This window comes from Rhodococcoides kroppenstedtii (assembly GCF_900111805.1).
GTDB lineage: Bacteria > Actinomycetota > Actinomycetes > Mycobacteriales > Mycobacteriaceae > Rhodococcoides > Rhodococcoides kroppenstedtii.
The window spans coordinates 145,561-161,850 of the sequence record NZ_FOJN01000006.1 but is presented as its reverse complement, the minus strand read 5'-3'; the positions used below and the strand labels follow the sequence as shown (position 1 = coordinate 161,850).

The following is a 16,290-nucleotide window of genomic DNA, read 5'->3' as shown; positions in this document are numbered from 1 at the left end:
CACCGACCCGAAAGGCCCACGAGTGCAGCATTTCTCCCACCTGGACGACGACGTCCGGGCGCGGCTGTTCCACCGTCCGCCGAGCGACGTGCCCGCGACCGGCGACATCGTCGACCGCGCGCTGGCGCTGGGCGCCACGCTCTACGTCCCCGCGACGCGGGACGACCTCGCCGCGACCGTCCGGCGCCGTGCGGCGGCCGGTGTCCGCTCGATGGTGCTCGACCTCGAGGACGCCGTCGCCGACCAGGATCTCGACGGCGCCCGCCTCCAGGTCGTGCGGGCGCTGCGCGACCTGGCGGACGATCCGCCCGAGGCCGCCGTGTTCGTCCGCGTGCGCACCGTCGACGACATGCACCGGGTCTGCGACGGAATCGGCACTGCCGCAGCGGCGCCCGCCGGATTCGTTCTGCCCAAGGTCCGCCCGACCGTCGGCGACGCGTTCCTCACCGCCGTCTCCGACCGGGCCGAGGAACTCGGTGTGCCCTTCGGGGTCATGCCGGTCGTGGAGACTCCGGAGGTGGTCCACCGGGAGACCCGCGACGAGGAACTCTCCGCCCTGCGCGAGGTACTGAGCCGGCACCGGGACCGGGTCCTCGCCGTGCGCATCGGCGCCACCGACATGAGCGGGCTGTTCGGCATCCGCCGCGACCGCGACCTCACCATCTACGACGTGCGGGTGGTCGCGGACACCATCGCCGCCATCGTCAACCACCTCGGGCGCACGGACGGAACGGGTTTCGTGGTCACCGGCCCGGTCTGGGAGTACTTCGCCGACCACGAACGGCTGTTCCGGCCGTTGCTGCGCCAGACGCCCTTCGCCGAGCACGACGCCGTGCGGTTCCGGACGCACCTGGTGAGTCGGGACATCGACGGCCTGCTCCGGGAGGTCGCCCTGGACCGCGCGAACGGCCTGTACGGCAAGACTGTGATCCACCCGACGCACGTCGCCGCGGTGCACGCCCTGTCGGTGGTCACCCGTGAGGAGTACCGCGACGCCCGGGACGTCGCCGCCGCGGCAGGCGGCGGGGTCCGAGCATCGGACTATCGCAACAAGATGAACGAGTCGGGGCCGCACCGCACCTGGGCCGAGCGCACGCTGCGCCGCGCGCATGTCTTCGGGGTCACCGCCGACGGCGTATCGTTCGTCGACGTGATGCGCGCCCTCGCCGCACCGGAGGGGGAGCGATGACCGACGAGCCCCGGGCCACCGCCGAACTCGGCCTGCGTGTCGACCACGTCGACTCTCCGATCGGACTGCGTGTCGACGAGCTGGTCCAACCGGGCCTGCGCCGCAACCCCAAGCGGGCTCACCTGCTGGTGTCGACGGTGCTGGGCAAGCACATCCCGTGCGATCCGGCGCGGGTGATCGACGCCGGCGCCCGGCTCGGGGACCTGTGCGCCGCCGCCCTCGCCGACTCACCGGGGCCCGTCGCGGTCTTCGGATTCGCCGAGACGGCAACGGGTCTGGGCCACTGCGTCGCGACGGCGCTCGACGCGTCCGGCTACCTGCACTCCACTCGCCGGTCCGTCCCCGGCTTTCCGGTGGTGGGCGGATTCGAGGAGGGCCACTCGCACGCGACCGACCACGCACTGGTGCCCTCCGACCCCGCCGTCGATCTTCCACCCGGGCTGCCGCTGGTCCTCGTCGACGACGAGATCTCGACCGGGGCCACCGCACTCGACGCCATCCGTGCGCTGCAGGCACTCGCGCCGCGCACCCGGTACGTGGTGGCGTCGCTCGTCGACATGCGCTCGGACGAGGACCGCGCCCGTATGGTCGCTGCGGCCGAGGAACTGGGGGTGCGGATCGACTCCGTCGCCCTGGCGACGGGTCGGGTCACCACGCCCGACGGGCTGATCGACGCGGTTGCCGCCCTTCCGCCGACGCCGGACCCCGTACCCGCCGGTCGGCGGGGGAGCGCGACGAGAGTCGATCTGCCCTGGCCGGACGGCGTGCCCGACGGCGGGCGCCACGGTTTCCGCGCGAGCGACCGACCGGCCTTCGACCGGGCGGTCGAGAAGGCGGCCGGCGCGCTGCGCGCGGTGGTGGGGGATGGCCCCGTCGTCGTGGTCGGACACGAGGAACTCATGTATCTGCCGTTGCGGCTGGCGGATTCGCTGGCGCGCATCGGCGTTCCGGCGGTGTTCCAGACCACGTCGCGCTCACCGGCCTTCGTGCTGGACGCACCGGGCTACCCCCTGCGTCGGGGTTGGTCGTTCCGACCCCCGGAAGGTGGGGACGGGCGTCGCTACCTGTACAACGCCACGGTGCAGGGGAAGAACGCGACGGTCGTCCTCGTGATCGACCCGCCCGCCGACACCGACCACCTCACCGCGCCGGACGGCGTCGTCGACGCGCTGACGTCGTCGGGCATCGACGTGGTGATCGCCGTCGTTCCGGCCGACCCGGCGCACCTCACCGCGGAGCGGCGCCGATGACCACGCCGCTGCACGGGCCGGCCTTCTCCTCCTACGCGCCCGACGAGGTGTCCTGGCTGCTGCAGGACCTGTCCCGAGTCGACCTCGAGGCGCCCACCGCCGAGCGCGAACGCAGGATCCAGTCCGGCGCAGCCCATTACGCCGAGTCGCTCCCCGTGGAGTATCAACCCGACGAGCAGTACCGCGCTCTCTTCGACGCGGTCCTCGCCGACACCGCACCCCGCCTGGCGACGGCCGTCGGTATCGTCACCGAGCTGATCCGCGCCGAACGTGGCCCGCACCCGGTCCTGGCCTCCCTGGCGCGCGCCGGAACCCCGATCGGCATCCTCATCCGCCGCTGGGCCCGCCACGTGCACCGTGAGACCTGGCCGCACTACACGGTCTCGATCGTCCGTGGCCGCGGAATCGACAGCGCTGCACTGGAGTACCTGAGCCGACATCACGACCCGTCGTCGGTCGTGTTCGTCGACGGGTGGACGGGGAAGGGCGCCATCGCCCGCGAACTCACCGCCGCCCTGGACGCGCACGCCGCCGCGGGTGGGGCCCGCTTCGACGACCGTCTCGCCGTCCTGGCGGACCCCGGCCACTGCGTCACGACGTACGGAACCCGTGACGACTTCCTCATCGCGTCCGCGTGCCTCAACTCCACGGTGTCGGGCCTGGTCTCCCGCACCGTGTTGAACGACGCGCTGATCGGCCCCGGTGAGTTTCATGGCGCCAAGTTCTACGCCGAGCTGGCCGACGTCGACGTCTCGAATCTGTTGCTGGACACGGTCTCCGACTGCTTCGACGAGGTTCGGGATGCCGTCGAGGATGGCGTGCGGGAGGTGAGGGCCGGCGACCGGACACCGACGTGGTCCGGGTGGCACTCGGTCGAGCAGGTGCGGGAACGCTACGGAATCGCGAGCGTCAACTTCGTCAAACCCGGCGTCGGCGAGACCACCCGGGTGCTGCTCCGCCGGGTGCCGTGGCGGGTGCTCGTCCGCGACGCCGACGCCCCCGAACACCGGCACATCCGTCTGCTCGCCGACGCTCGCGGTGTCCCGGTGGACGTGGTGCCCGACCTCGCCTACTCCTGCGTGGGCCTGATCAAGGAGGTGGCGTGAACGCCCTCGTCGCCACCGATCTGGACCGCACCCTGATCTACAGCGCGGGCGCGCTGGCAGAGGGCTCGGACCCCGACTCTCCGACGGTCTGCGTGGAGCACCTCGACGGACAACCTTTGTCGTACATGACCGTTCGCGCCGCCGATCTTCTCCGGGAGCTGACCGGGATGGCCGTCGTCCTCCCGACCACGACGCGCACCGTCGAACAGTTCCGGCGGATCGACCTGCCGGGGGCACCGTGGCGCTACGCCGTGACCAGCAACGGCGGCGCGATTCTCGCGAACGGCGAGCCCGACCGCGCCTGGCGTGCCGGCGTCGATCGGGCGGTCCGGGACTCGGCGGCCTCCCTGGCCGACATCGGTGCCGAACTGGACCGACTCGGCACCCCCGAGTGGATCCTCAAGCGGCGCACCGCGGACGACCTGTTCTGCTACCTGGTGGTGGACCTCGCCACCCTCCCGTCGTCGTTCGTGTCGGACTGGGGGCACTGGTGCGCCGAGCGCGGCTGGAACGTCTCGCAACAGGGCCGGAAGATCTACGCGATGCCCGACGCAGTGTGCAAGTCGCGGGCCGTCGCCGAGGTGCGGACACGCCTCATCGCCGACGGCACCCTGCCCGACACCGCCCCGATCCTCGCCGCGGGTGACGGCGCACTCGACGCGGAGATGCTTCGCGCCGCGGATGCAGCCGTGCGGCCGCGGCACGGCGAGCTCCACGCGCTCGGGTGGGAATGCCCCGGCCTGAGCGTCACCGCCGCGTCGGGCGGAAGCGCCGCCGAGGAAATCCTGCAGTGGTTCGCGCACCGGATTCCGACGGCCGCCGCCACGTAGGCTGGGACACCACCACCGTCACGAGGTAGGAGCACCGTGTCCACACCGCTGACCAAGGGCCAGAACGCACCGCTGACCACGCCCGTCGTGCGCGTCGGAGTGCAGCTGTCCGCACCGTCCGACGTCTCCGCGCTGCTCGTCACCGACGCCGGAAAAGTGCGCAGCGACGCCGATTTCGTCTTCTTCAACCAACCCACCGGACCGGGCGTCCAACTCGACGGCCAGCAGGTCGTCGTCACCACCACCGACGTTCCCGCCGACGTGGCGCAGATTCGCGTCGTCGTCACCCTCGACGACGCCACGGCCACCTTCGGCCGGTTCGACGCCCCCACCGCCGTCGTCCTCGACGGATCCGGGGTGCAACTCTTCGCCTACCGCATCGACGGACTGTCATCCGAATCCATCGTCATCGCCCTCGAGCTCTACCGTCGCGGCGACGGATGGAAGGTCCGCGCCGTCGGCCAGGGCTACGCCGGCGGTTTCGCGGCCCTGGTGCGCGACCACGGAGTCAGCGTGGACGACGCGCCTACACCGACCCCGCCGGCTGCGCCCACCCCGCCGCCCGCCCCCGCGGCCCCGCCGGCGCCGACGCCCCCGCCCGCGCCGACACCCCCGCCCGCGCCTAGTCCCACCTCCCCACCTGCGCCTACTCCCACCACCCCACCCGAGGTCAGCCTGACCAAGGCTCGCCCGGTCAGTCTGTCCAAGGGCCAGAAGGTGACTCTGAAGAAGGACGGCGGCGTCGCCCTCACCACGATCCGCATGGGCCTCGGGTGGGACCCGGTGAAGAAGTCGGGCGGATTCTTCGGTGGTCGCACCGCCAACATCGACCTCGACGCCTCCGCGTTGATGTTCGCCGGAACCCGCCATGCCGACGTCGTCTACTTCGGGCAGCTGCGGTCGAAGGACGGCTCCATCGTGCACGCGGGCGACAACCTGACCGGCGACGGCGAGGGCGACGACGAGGTCATCACCGTCGACCTGACCCGCGTCCCCGCCCAGGTGACGTCCATCGTCTTCATCGTGACGTCCTACCGCGGGCAGACGTTCGAGCAGGTGGCCAACGCCTTCACCCGCCTCGTCGACGCCCCCGTCGGGTCCGAGCTGGCGCGCTTCACCCTGCAGGGCGGCATGCCGTACACGGGCCTGGTCATGGCCAAGGTCTATCGGGCCGACGGGACGTGGAAGCTGCAGGCCATCGGCGACGGGATCCAGGCGAAGCACGCCGGGGAGGCACTGCCGCAACTGGCGCCCTACCTCCAGTAGCTCCTCGGTTCCGATCGGGCTCCCCCGATCGGGGGCGCCGCCCCGCAATCGGGGTGCCGCCCGTTCGCGCTGCAGTCGTAGGGTGGACCCGTGACGGGGTTCGAGTACGGCGTGGACGGGCCGAAGCTGATCGTGGTCGGTCTGGACGGCTCCGACTCGTCCTGGCGCGCAGCGGCATACGCTGCGGGATCCGCCCGCCGACAGCGCTCGAAACTGGTGCTGGTCTACGTCCAGACGCTCGGTGCGGGAGCGTTCGCCCAGGCGTCCGGGGTGCTGTACGACTCGGGCACCCAGGCCGCGGACGACCTGCTCGGCGAGATCAAGGAGCACGTGCTGCGCTTCGGCGAGCAGGAACACGTCTCGTGGGAGTTCCGCACGTTCCGGGGCGACCCCGCCACCGGGCTGGCCGCCGTGGCCGACGAACTGCGGGCCGACGCCATCGTGGTGGGCACCAGCGAACGCGCCGGCCATCGCATCTTCGGGTCGGTGGCCGTGCGGCTGGTCAAACTGGGGCGGTGGCCCGTGACGGTGGTGCCGTGACGGCGCGCGGCCGCAGCCACGCAGGAACTCGATCCGGGTAGGCGTCCGGCGCTTCGTCGAGCACCCCGCCGGCGGGGTCGTCGTCACCGCTGCGGCGCACCAGATCCTCGGCGGGACGGTAGATCTGCCACACGATCATCGCGCACAGACCGATCACGGCGAGATCCCGCAGCAGGACCGTCGCGGTGAAGTACTGCTCGGGCAGACCCTTGTTGCTCACCCCGAGGTAGTACATCATGCGCGGCACCCACACCAGAGCGTCGATCGTCATCCACGTCAACAGGATTCGGCGATGGGGCAGTGCGAGCACGGCCAGCGGCACCAGCCACAGCGAGTACTGCGGACTCCACACCTTGTTGGTGAGCAGGAACCCGGCGACCACGAGGAAGCACAACGACGCCACCCGCGGACGTCGCGGCGCGGTCATCCCCACGTAGGCCACCGCGAGGCACACCGCCAGGAACAGCAGGGCCGTCACGGCATTGAGGATCACCGGCTTCTCACCCGGACCGAGCGGACCGTCGAATCCCGACCACCCGGTGAACGACGAGATCACGTTGTAGATCGAATCCGGATCTGCACCGCGATCGGAGTTCAGGCGGAAGAACTCGGCCCACCCGCGCGGAAACAGCAGTGCGATCGGCAGATTCACCGCGAACCACGTGGCCGCGGCCGCCGCCGTGGCACGCGCCCAGAAGGCGAGCGTCCCGGTGCGCACACAGAGCACCAGCAGGGGGCCGAGCAGGAACAGCGGGTACAGCTTGGTCGCCCCGCCCAATCCCAGCAACACCCCGGCCAGGACCGGTCGACGACGCGCCCACGCCAGCAGACCGCCCGACGCGAACGCCGTGGCGAGAGCATCGAAATTGGTGAAGACGTGAACGACCACCAGCGGTGAGGCGGCGGCCAGCGCGGCATCCCACACGCGTCGACCCGCCAGCATCGTCGTCGCCCAGATCGTGACGATCCACGCCAGCGCCGCACCGAACGCCACCACGTTGAAGTAGAGAGCGACCGTGAGCGCCTGCGGCAGCCACGGCACTGCGGCCCACGCGTGCGCCACCTGCATCGACACGTACTGGTACATCCCGGCGACGACCGGATACTCCATGTAGCGGGTGATCGTGGTCCCGTACGGACCCGTCTCCTCCCACGACTTCTTGTAGGGCAGCGCCCCCTCGTTCAGCCGCTCCGCGCCGTACAGCGGAACGATGTCCGAGTAACACATCGCGGTGTATTGCCGACTGCCGCTCCAGTCCAGGCCGAGCTGACCGTCCGGACCGCCCGGTGACTGCTGGATACACGCGGCCTTGCCGAACCACCCGAGCGCCAGGAACACCACCGTGAACGCGAAAATCACGCGCAGCGGCGTGATCCGACGCTGACGTCCGACCATCGCGTGCCGACCGACCGGGCCGCCGACCACCGACGACAACTCCGCCACCATCGGGTCCGTCCGGCTCGGCAGGTCACGCCAGCGGGCCGAGCGGCGGTCCTTCGCCAACGTGCCCGCACTCGCGAGCAACGCCTGCTCGACCTCCGGACCGGCCGACCCAGCCACCCCACGACCGGCCTCCGGCCTGCCCGGCACCCCTAGCCGCCGGGCGACGCGGCCGGCGGTTGGCCCGCACCGGCACCGGCGCCACCTTCGGCACCCGCACCGGCACCGGCACCACCGCCTGTGTCCTCACCCGCTCCGGTGCCTCCACCGGCACCGGCACCCGGTTCCGCACCCGGCGCGGTGGTCGTGGCCGCCGGTGCGAGTCCGGGTACCGGAATGGTGATACCCGGCAGGATCTCGACCTGGGAGGGGACGACGACCTGCGGGGGCGGAGCCTCCGTCGTGGGCGGTGCGGACGGCGCTTCGAACGTGGTGGCCACCGGCGCCCGCGTCGGGGCCGGCGCGGAGTACTGCGGCACACCGGCCTGCCCGGCGATCGCTCCCGGGGCGGGGAACGACTCGACCTCGGTGCCCTCGAGCGACCCGTCGAGGGTGTCCTTCCAGATATCCGAGGGCAGACCGGATCCGTAGATCGGCCCGCCGTAGACGTTGCGGAGCGGCAGGCCCTGCTCGGTGCCCACCCAGACCGCGGTCGCGAGCGACGGGGTGTATCCGACCATCCACGCGTCCTTGTTCTCCCCGGTGTCGCCGAGCTGCGCGGTGCCCGTCTTGGCGGCCGACGGCCGCCCGCCGGCGAGGTTGTGGCCGTTGGAGTAACCGGCGATGGGCCGCATGGCGGCGGTCACGTTGTCCGCGACGTTCGGGTCGACCCGCTGCTCGCCGGGCTCGGTGCCGCGGTCGAGCAGGACGGTGCCGTCGGCGGTGACGACGCGCTGCACGAAGTGCGGTGCGTGGTAGGTGCCCGAGGCGGCCAGGGTCGCGTACGCGCTGGCCATGTCGATCACGCGCGACTGGTACTGGCCCAGGATGATGCCGTTGTTGGGGCCGGCGCCGTTCGGCTCGGTGAGCGTCGGTCCGATGCCCTCGACCTCTTCCGGGATACCGAGCCGGTGTGCCATGTCGGCGACGGCCTGCGGGCCGCCGTCGAGACCCAGCTGCAGGCGATAGAAGCTCGTGTTCAACGACCGCTTGAGCGCTTCGGCGATGGTGCACGTACCGCAGGACTCGCCCTCGACGTTGCCGATGGAGATGCCGTTGACGGTGAGCGGGGAGCTGTCGTACGTCTGCGACAGCGGGATGCCCTGGTCGAGCGCTGCGGCGAGACCGAACACCTTGAACGACGAGCCGGTCTGCAGACCGGACTGCGCGAAGTCGAAGCCGCGGCCGTCGGCCCCGCCGTAGTAGGACTTCACCGCACCCGTGCGCGGATCGATGGACACCGACGCCGTCCGCAACTCCGACGGCTCGCCCTCCATGTTGCGGTTCACGGCGTCGATCGCGGCCTGCTGGTCCTGCGGGTCGATCGTGGTGGTGATCTGCAGCCCGGCCGTGTTCAGGTCCTGCTCGCTGATGCCCGACGACGACAGCTCGCGCAACACCTGCGTCTTGATCAACCCGTTGGGGCCCGCGTCGGTGGCGTCGCCGCTGTTGACGGACGCCAGCGGCCGGGTGGCGGGGTACTGCATGGCCGACCGTGCGCCCTGGTCGAGCGCACCCATGGTCACCATGCCGTCGAGCACGTAGTTCCATCGGCTCTGGGCACCGACCGGATTGTTCTCCGGATCGAGACCCGAGGGCTGCTGGATGATCGCGGCCAGCACCGCGCCCTCCTCGACGCTCAGCGCCTCGACGGGCTTGTCGAAGTACGCCTTGGACGCGGCGGCGATGCCGTACGCGCCACGACCGAAGTAGATGGTGTTGAGGTAGGCGGCGAGGATGTCGTCCTTGGTCCACTGCCGGGCCATCTTCGAGGAGATGACCAGCTCCCGCATCTTGCGGGTGAGCGTGCGCTCCGACCCGACCAGCGCGTTCTTCACGTACTGCTGGGTGATGGTGGAGCCGCCGCCGGCGCTGTCGCGGCCCAGGACGTTGTCTCGCGCGGCGCGCGCGAAGCCGGACACCGAGAAGCCCGGGTTGGAGTAGAAGTCCCGGTCCTCCGCGGACAGCACCGCGTTGCGGACGTGCTCGGGAATCTGGCCGATCTCGACGTCGGTGCGGTTGCCCTCCGGCGGCACCACGGTGCCGAGGACGGACGTCCCGTCGGACGCCAGGATCGTGGCCACCTGGTTGGTCTTGATGTCACCGGGACGTGGGACGTCCTCGATCACGTACGCCACCATGAACGCAAGGATCGGCACGATCAGTCCGAGCGCGACCAGGGCGTAGGCCGTGCGTCGCACGGTGCGCCAGGGGGACTTCTTCGCGGTCTTCGTGGTCCTACCTCCTGATGGCGGTTCGGTGGGTCCTCCACCGAACCGTGCACTGTCCTCGTCACGGCCGGACGCGGCCCTGTCGTCACGGCCGGACGGGGCCCTGTCGTCACGGCCGGACGGGGCCCTGTCGTCACGGTCGTACTCGCCGCGTCCGTAACCGGACGTCGGGGCGTCGTCGCGAGGCGGGCGGGCCTGCGAGTACGCGGCTCCCGCCGCACCGGCGCCCCCCACCGCACCGGCGCCGGCGATGTATCCGGTGTCGTCGTACCGACGTGGCCCCGGCGGCGGGCCGGCCGGGCGCGCGCGGTAGCCGTCGTCGTACCTCGGTGGTGTCTCCCCGGTCCCGTACGCCGGACGCGGCGCCCGGTACTGCGGCGGCGGGCCCTGAGGCGGACCCTGCGGCGGGCGCCCCTGCGGCGGGGGGCCGTACGACCCGCGGTACTGCCCCGGGCCGTCGCCCCGCCGGGGCGGCATCGGGGAACGCGGCGGCTGGTCGTCGGGCAGCTGGTGACGCGGCCGGTAGTCGTCGCGGTCGTCGCGGTAGCGGTCGTCGTAGCCCGGGCCGTCGCTGCGAGGACGGTCGTTACCCGCGCCGGCCCCGTCGTCGCGGGACCCGTCGTAGGGGGTGGTCACTGACGTACTCCACTGTCGGGACGCACGACGAGGACGTCGGCGTCGGTTGTCCGCTGAGCGCGAGCGGGTCCCGGCTGGGGTGCCCGCCCGTCGGTTCTCGGCGGACGGTACCGCCGATCACCTCTCCCGGTCACTCGCTGGCCGTGCGGCGACGGCCGGTACTACGGGTGCGAGGGCGGGTGGGGGCCGGTGCACTGCCCAGTACATACGACTGGACGAGATGGTTCCAACTGCACGTACGGCAGACCTCGACCACGTGCACGGAGAATTCCTCCTGCGTGGCGGCCAGTCGGCCCAGGTCCTCGGCGGATCGCGCGGAGCCGTTCATCTGGCCCAACTTCTCCCCGAACACCCAGGACACGAGGGTGAGCTGTTCCTTGCGGCAGATCGGGCAGGCCACCGTGGAGGGGCGCCCGTGGAACTTGGCCGCACGCAACAGGTAGGGATCCGCATCACAGACCTGGGCGACGGCGGTGCGACCCGAGTACACCTCGGCGAGCAGCGACTTGCGCTGCAACGCGTAGTCCACCACCTGCCGTTCGAATCGCACGACGTCCAGAGTACGTGCGCCCCGTCGCCGCCGGTCCGTGACGGACCCCGGGTCCGCGTCCGTCGACCGGATGAATCGACGATCGGACCGATCGTTCCGACCCGGGTTCGCCGCTGGTGGCGCACACTGTTCGCCATGTTCACCGGGGGTCGTCACCCTCTGGCGGCAGGGTATGTCGCCGTGGCGGGGATTCTCCTCGTCGCCTGTGGGACCGAGTCGTCCGTCACTCCGTCCGAGAACTCCACCGCATCGAGCACCACCGCATCGAGCACCACCGCGTCCGCGTCGTCGGCCACCGCCTCGGCCGCGGCGTCCGCCGCGGAGGTGACCATCACGCCGATCGTCGGGACCGTTCTTCACGAGCCGGTCCCCGTCCCGGCCACCGACGGCCGAACCCATCTCGTCTACGAGGTGGAACTGACCAACGCCACCTCGCAGAACATGACGGTGCGCGAGGCCGTCGTGCGCGCCGACGGCGAGGAACTGCTGACCCTGGACGCCGAGGCGCTTCCCCAGTGGATGCGGGTGTTCGGGCAACCCGAGCCGACGGCCACCTTCGGTCCCGGCCAGGCCGGCCGACTCTGGCTGGACGTCGCGCTGGACGAGGGTGCGACGGCGCCGTCGTCGCTCGAGCACGTCCTGACCGTGATTCCGGAGACGCCGTCCGACCCGCTGCTTCCCGAGACGATCACCGAGACCGTCGCGCCCGTCGCCGTCTCGACGCGCACCCCGATCGAGGTCGCCCCGCCGGTGCGCGGTCCGGGGTGGCTCGACGGCAACGGGTGCTGCGTGGTCTCGGCGCACCGCGGGGCCGTCAGTCCGCTTGCCGGGCAGTTCTGGGCCGCCGAACGCTTCGCGATCGACTACGTGCAACTCGACGCCGACGGCAAGCTCTACGTCGGAGATCCGACACGGAACGAGACCTATCCCTACTTCGGCGCCGACATCCTCGCCGCTGGGGACGGGCCGGTGGTCGCGGTGGTCGACGACCTGCCCGAACAGACGCCCGGCAGCAACCCCAGCGGCCTGAAGGTCACCGAGTACGCGGGCAACCACGTGGTGCAGGACCTCGGCAACGGCAACTACGCGCTGTACGCACACCTGCAGCCGGGATCGATCACGGTGCAGCCGGGGGATTCGCTCACCCGGGGACAGTCGATCGCGAAGCTCGGCAACTCGGGCAACTCGTCGGCAGCGCACCTGCACTTCCATGTCATGGACGGGCCCGATCCGCTCGCGTCCAACGGGTTGCCGTTCGTGTTCAGCGCGTTCGACCTCACCGGGCAGGTGGTCGGCGACGACAGCATCGAGGAACTCGAGCGCACCGGTGGACCCGTGCCCACGTCCACCACCGAGACCGGGCGGCGGACCGGCGAACTCCCGCTGTATCTCGACGTCACGACCTTCGACTGAGACCGCCGCTCGGTCGTAGTATCTCCGCGTGGCGATCGGCCGACCTGCGGGTACGAGGGCCCGCGACCAGGACCGCGTGGACGCCTGCGCCGAACTCGACCGGGCGCGCGACGACGGGCAACTCGATGCCGAGGAACATGCCCTGCGCATCGGGCTGGCCACCGACGCCCGGACCCTGGGGGACCTCCACGACCTCGTCGACGATCTGCAGGGCGACTCGCGGCTCGCGCCGGTCGTGCTGCCCCGAGCCCTGCCGCCCGGCGCCGTGTCGGGACGCGGCGTCCTCGTCGTCGTGGACGGCGCCGTCCTGGTGGTGATCCTGACGATCGTCGGGATCGCGGCCGGCATCCGGGCCTACGTTCGCAGCGACGATCCGACGTCGGTCTACGGGTCGGCCGGCTACCTCGCCCCGCAGGCCATCGCCGACGTGCTCGCCGCCGTTCCGTCGCGCACCGGGAGCACGACGGTCGACTCGGTGCTGTTCTATCCGGACTACGTCGTCGTCGACGTCCAGGATCCCGACGCGCCGCGCAAGGACGTCTCGTACACCTACCGCGACGGGGAATGGCGGGACGGCTTCGCCGGCGACCGATCGTCGGACACCGTCGCCGTCGACCTGGCCGTGTTCCGGCCGGAGGTGCTCGGCGGGCTGATAGCCGGCGCGTCGGAGTCGCTGAATCTCGACCGCATCGACTCGATGTACTTCTCCCTCGGCGCCGACGACTCCGGCCCGCGCGTGATGCTCCATGCGAGCAACGACGACAACGAGGACGGCTACTTCACGGCCGGCCCGGACGGCGCGTTCGTGTACGTCGACCGGTTCGATCCGGACGAGTGAGGGAGGCCGAGCGATGACCACGCCGCGATCGGACCTGCGGGCGCGCGACGTCGACCGGGCGGTGACGGCCACCGCGCTCGACCGTGCGTACGCCGACGGTCAGCTGACGTTCGACGAGCACCGGGCGCGCAGCGCGTCGGCACGGTCCGCGCGGACGGTGGGTGACCTGCACGCCCTGGTCTCCGACCTGCAGTCGGACGTTCCGCTGCCCGAGCCCGAGACGCCCCGGCGGACGCGCGGACCGCGTCGCCGGTGGCCTCTCGTCGTCGCCGTCGTCGCGGTGGTCGCGCTCGGCGGGTGGCTGCTCGGGCGCGACGAGGATCCCGCCCCGACCAGCGCACCCGTCGCCGTGGCACCGGCCCCCGACCTACCGCCCGACGTCTCGCCGATCGTCGCGCAGCCGTTCGTGTTCGACACCGCCGCGGGGCTCGCCGACTTCCGCGCCCGCTGGATTGAGCGCTTCGGGTCCCCGGAGATCTACTCGATGTACGTCGACCTCGGCGACGGACGCGCCTCCGTCACGCGTCCGGTGGAGAACGGACGGCAGCAGCAGGTCAACGTCATGGGCGGGTTCGACCCGTCGGACTCGACCTCGGAGCCCTCCGACAGCGAACGCACCCTCGACTGGACCACGCTGAACGTCGACGCATTGGCCGGCCACCTCGCCGGGGCACCCACCTCCCTCGGCCGACCGGACGGCGTGGTCGACACCGTGAATCTGCGGAACTTCGGCACCCCGGAGATCCGTCTCGACGTGGTCGATGCGCGGGGGGACGGCGTCGGCACCGTGGTGGTGGACCCGGCGGGGGCCGTGGTGGCGGTGCTGCCGGACTGATCGAGCGGGCGTGAGCGTCCACGACTCGGCCCGATCGACGGGATCCCGTCGATCGGGCCGACTTCTGTGCAGCCAGGCACGCTCGAACCGCTGATTGGGTTCCGGCGAGACGGGGTACTTGTTCCTGTCTCGGTGAGTTACGCGTACCCGTATGTATCGGCCCGATACATACGAGAGCTATGATCGACGAGTCATCACTGCGGAGGTGGACGAACCATCGGACGGGAAGGGGGACGGGCCGTGCTGGAACTGGCTGTTCTCGGGCTGCTCCTCGACTCTCCGATGCACGGGTACGAGCTCCGGAAACGACTCACCGGCCTGCTCGGTGCGTTCCGGGCGTTCTCCTACGGCTCGCTCTATCCGACCCTGCGGCGCATGCAGGCGGACGGACTGATCGTGGAGAACCAGGCGTCGGGCGGCACCGTCCGCCGGGCGCGCCGGGTCTACGAGCTCACTCCCGCCGGCCGAGAACGGTTCGCCGAACTCGTCGCCGACACCGGTCCGCAGAACTACACCGATGATGGATTCGGCGTTCACCTGGCCTTCTTCGGACGCACCCCCGCCGAGGCGCGGATGCGAATTCTCGAAGGTCGGCGACGTCAGGTCGAGGAGCGCCGGGAAGGGCTTCGCGACGCCATCGGCCGAGCAACCGGGCCGGTGGACAGATACACGCGCGGATTGCATCAACTCGGCCTCGAGTCGAGTGAGCGCGAAGTGCGGTGGCTCAACGAACTGATCGCTGCCGAGGCACTGGCGATCAGCTCGGAGGGTCCGCCGTCCGCACCCGCGACCGACCCCCCGGTCGCGGTACCCGGGCACCGAGATGCGGCCCCCACCGACACCTCGACCCGCCGACACGAAAGCAAAGGAGATCCCGACCATGAGTGACAACAGCACTGCGGTGCGCGTGGCCATTGTGGGCGTGGGCAACTGCGCGTCGTCCCTCGTTCAGGGCGTGCAGTACTACAAGGACGCCGACGAGAACGCCACCGTTCCCGGCCTCATGCACGTGAAGTTCGGCCGCTACCACGTCCGCGACGTCGAGTTCGTCGCCGCGTTCGACGTGGACGCGAAAAAGGTCGGTTTCGACCTCTCCGAGGCCATCTTCGCCAGCGAGAACAACACCATCAAGATCGCCGACGTGCCGCCGACGGACGTCTCGGTTCAGCGCGGACCGACCCTGGACGGCATCGGCAAGTACTACTCCGAGACCATCGAGCTCTCCGACGCCGAGCCGGTCGACGTGGCGCAGGCGCTGCGTGACGCACAGGTCGACGTGCTCGTCTCCTACCTCCCCGTCGGCTCGGACGAGGCCGACAAGTTCTACGCGCAGGCCGCCATCGACGCGGGCGTCGCCTTCGTCAACGCGCTCCCCGTCTTCATCGCCTCCGACCCGGTCTGGGCGAAGAAGTTCGCCGACGCCGGTGTCCCGATCGTCGGCGACGACATCAAGAGCCAGGTCGGCGCCACCATCACCCACCGCGTGATGGCGAAGCTGTTCGAGGATCGCGGCGTCGCTCTCGATCGCACGTACCAGCTGAACGTCGGCGGCAACATGGACTTCAAGAACATGCTCGAGCGCGAGCGTCTGGAGTCCAAGAAGGTCTCGAAGACCCAGGCCGTCACCTCGAACCTCACCGGTTCGCTGGCCGACAAGATCTCGGACCGGAACGTGCACATCGGCCCGTCGGACCACGTCGAGTGGCTCGACGACCGCAAGTGGGCCTACGTCCGCCTCGAGGGACGCGCCTTCGGTGACGTGCCGCTGAACCTCGAGTACAAGCTCGAGGTGTGGGACTCGCCCAACTCCGCCGGCATCATCATCGACGCCGTGCGTGCGGCGAAGATCGCCAAGGACCGCGGCCTCGGCGGCCCGATCCTGCCGGCCTCGGCGTACCTGATGAAGAGCCCGCCGGAGCAGATGGCCGACGACACCGCTCGGGCGCAGCTCGAGGCGTTCATCATCGGTGCCGACGACTGACGTTCCCGGCTCCACGGATTCATCC

Annotated in this window: 14 protein-coding genes; 11 read left to right on the top strand and 3 right to left on the bottom strand. The window is 70.8% G+C overall.

Annotated elements, in window-relative coordinates:
- Positions 1-22 precede the first annotated feature (22 nt).
- The 6 genes from BMZ18_RS09290 (at position 23) to BMZ18_RS09265 (ending at position 6,181) form a co-directional block, all read left to right on the top strand.
- Positions 23-1,189: an HpcH/HpaI aldolase/citrate lyase family protein gene (locus tag BMZ18_RS09290; RefSeq protein ID WP_068363492.1), complete on the top strand. Its 1,167-nt coding sequence runs from the start codon at positions 23-25 to the stop codon at positions 1,187-1,189.
- A complete protein-coding gene (locus BMZ18_RS09285; RefSeq protein ID WP_068363493.1) occupies positions 1,186-2,439 on the top strand; it encodes a phosphoribosyltransferase family protein in 1,254 nt (417 codons plus the stop codon). The genes BMZ18_RS09290 and BMZ18_RS09285 overlap by 4 nt, the downstream gene beginning before the upstream one ends.
- A complete protein-coding gene (locus tag BMZ18_RS09280) occupies positions 2,436-3,545 on the top strand; it encodes a cysteine protease StiP family protein (RefSeq protein WP_068363495.1) in 1,110 nt (369 codons plus the stop codon). Before BMZ18_RS09285 ends, BMZ18_RS09280 begins: the two co-directional genes overlap by 4 nt.
- Positions 3,542-4,375 carry an HAD family hydrolase gene (locus BMZ18_RS09275; protein ID WP_068363498.1) on the top strand — a complete coding sequence of 278 codons (834 nt, stop codon included), beginning with the start codon at positions 3,542-3,544 and terminating at the stop codon, positions 4,373-4,375. Before BMZ18_RS09280 ends, BMZ18_RS09275 begins: the two co-directional genes overlap by 4 nt.
- Positions 4,376-4,411: 36 nt before the next feature.
- Positions 4,412-5,641 (top strand): TerD family protein, encoded by a 1,230-nt coding sequence (locus BMZ18_RS09270; RefSeq protein ID WP_170851476.1) that lies wholly within the window; start codon positions 4,412-4,414, stop codon positions 5,639-5,641.
- Positions 5,642-5,731: 90 nt separating this feature from the next.
- A complete protein-coding gene (locus tag BMZ18_RS09265) occupies positions 5,732-6,181 on the top strand; it encodes a universal stress protein (RefSeq protein WP_068104499.1) in 450 nt (149 codons plus the stop codon).
- Here the strand turns inward: BMZ18_RS09265 and BMZ18_RS09260 are convergent.
- The 3 genes from BMZ18_RS09260 to BMZ18_RS09250 form a co-directional block, all read right to left on the bottom strand.
- Positions 6,144-7,628 (bottom strand): glycosyltransferase family 87 protein, encoded by a 1,485-nt coding sequence (locus tag BMZ18_RS09260; RefSeq protein WP_083400194.1) that lies wholly within the window; start codon positions 7,626-7,628, stop codon positions 6,144-6,146. The two genes, BMZ18_RS09265 and BMZ18_RS09260, sit on opposite strands and share 38 nt — an antisense overlap.
- Before the next feature lie 146 nt (positions 7,629-7,774).
- Positions 7,775-10,489, bottom strand: a complete 2,715-nt coding sequence (locus tag BMZ18_RS09255) for a transglycosylase domain-containing protein (protein WP_371828496.1) — start codon at positions 10,487-10,489, stop codon at positions 7,775-7,777.
- 289 nt (positions 10,490-10,778) lie between these two features.
- A complete protein-coding gene (locus tag BMZ18_RS09250; protein WP_068104497.1) occupies positions 10,779-11,198 on the bottom strand; it encodes a DUF5318 domain-containing protein in 420 nt (139 codons plus the stop codon).
- Positions 11,199-11,378: 180 nt separating this feature from the next.
- On the opposite strand from BMZ18_RS09250, the gene BMZ18_RS09245 reads away from it, so the two are divergent.
- From BMZ18_RS09245 to BMZ18_RS09225, 5 genes are all read left to right on the top strand, one after another.
- Positions 11,379-12,611 (top strand): M23 family metallopeptidase, encoded by a 1,233-nt coding sequence (locus BMZ18_RS09245; RefSeq protein WP_244516471.1) that lies wholly within the window; start codon positions 11,379-11,381, stop codon positions 12,609-12,611.
- A gap of 28 nt (positions 12,612-12,639) precedes the next feature.
- Entirely contained in the window at positions 12,640-13,449 is an 810-nt protein-coding gene (locus BMZ18_RS09240) for a DUF1707 SHOCT-like domain-containing protein (protein WP_083400191.1), read from the top strand.
- Positions 13,450-13,462: 13 nt separating this feature from the next.
- A complete protein-coding gene (locus BMZ18_RS09235; protein ID WP_074922110.1) occupies positions 13,463-14,284 on the top strand; it encodes a DUF1707 SHOCT-like domain-containing protein in 822 nt (273 codons plus the stop codon).
- A gap of 240 nt (positions 14,285-14,524) precedes the next feature.
- Positions 14,525-15,172: a PadR family transcriptional regulator gene (locus BMZ18_RS09230; RefSeq protein ID WP_074922108.1), complete on the top strand. Its 648-nt coding sequence runs from the start codon at positions 14,525-14,527 to the stop codon at positions 15,170-15,172.
- Entirely contained in the window at positions 15,165-16,265 is a 1,101-nt protein-coding gene (locus tag BMZ18_RS09225; RefSeq protein WP_068104492.1) for an inositol-3-phosphate synthase, read from the top strand. Before BMZ18_RS09230 ends, BMZ18_RS09225 begins: the two co-directional genes overlap by 8 nt.
- The last annotated feature ends 25 nt before the right edge of the window (positions 16,266-16,290 follow it).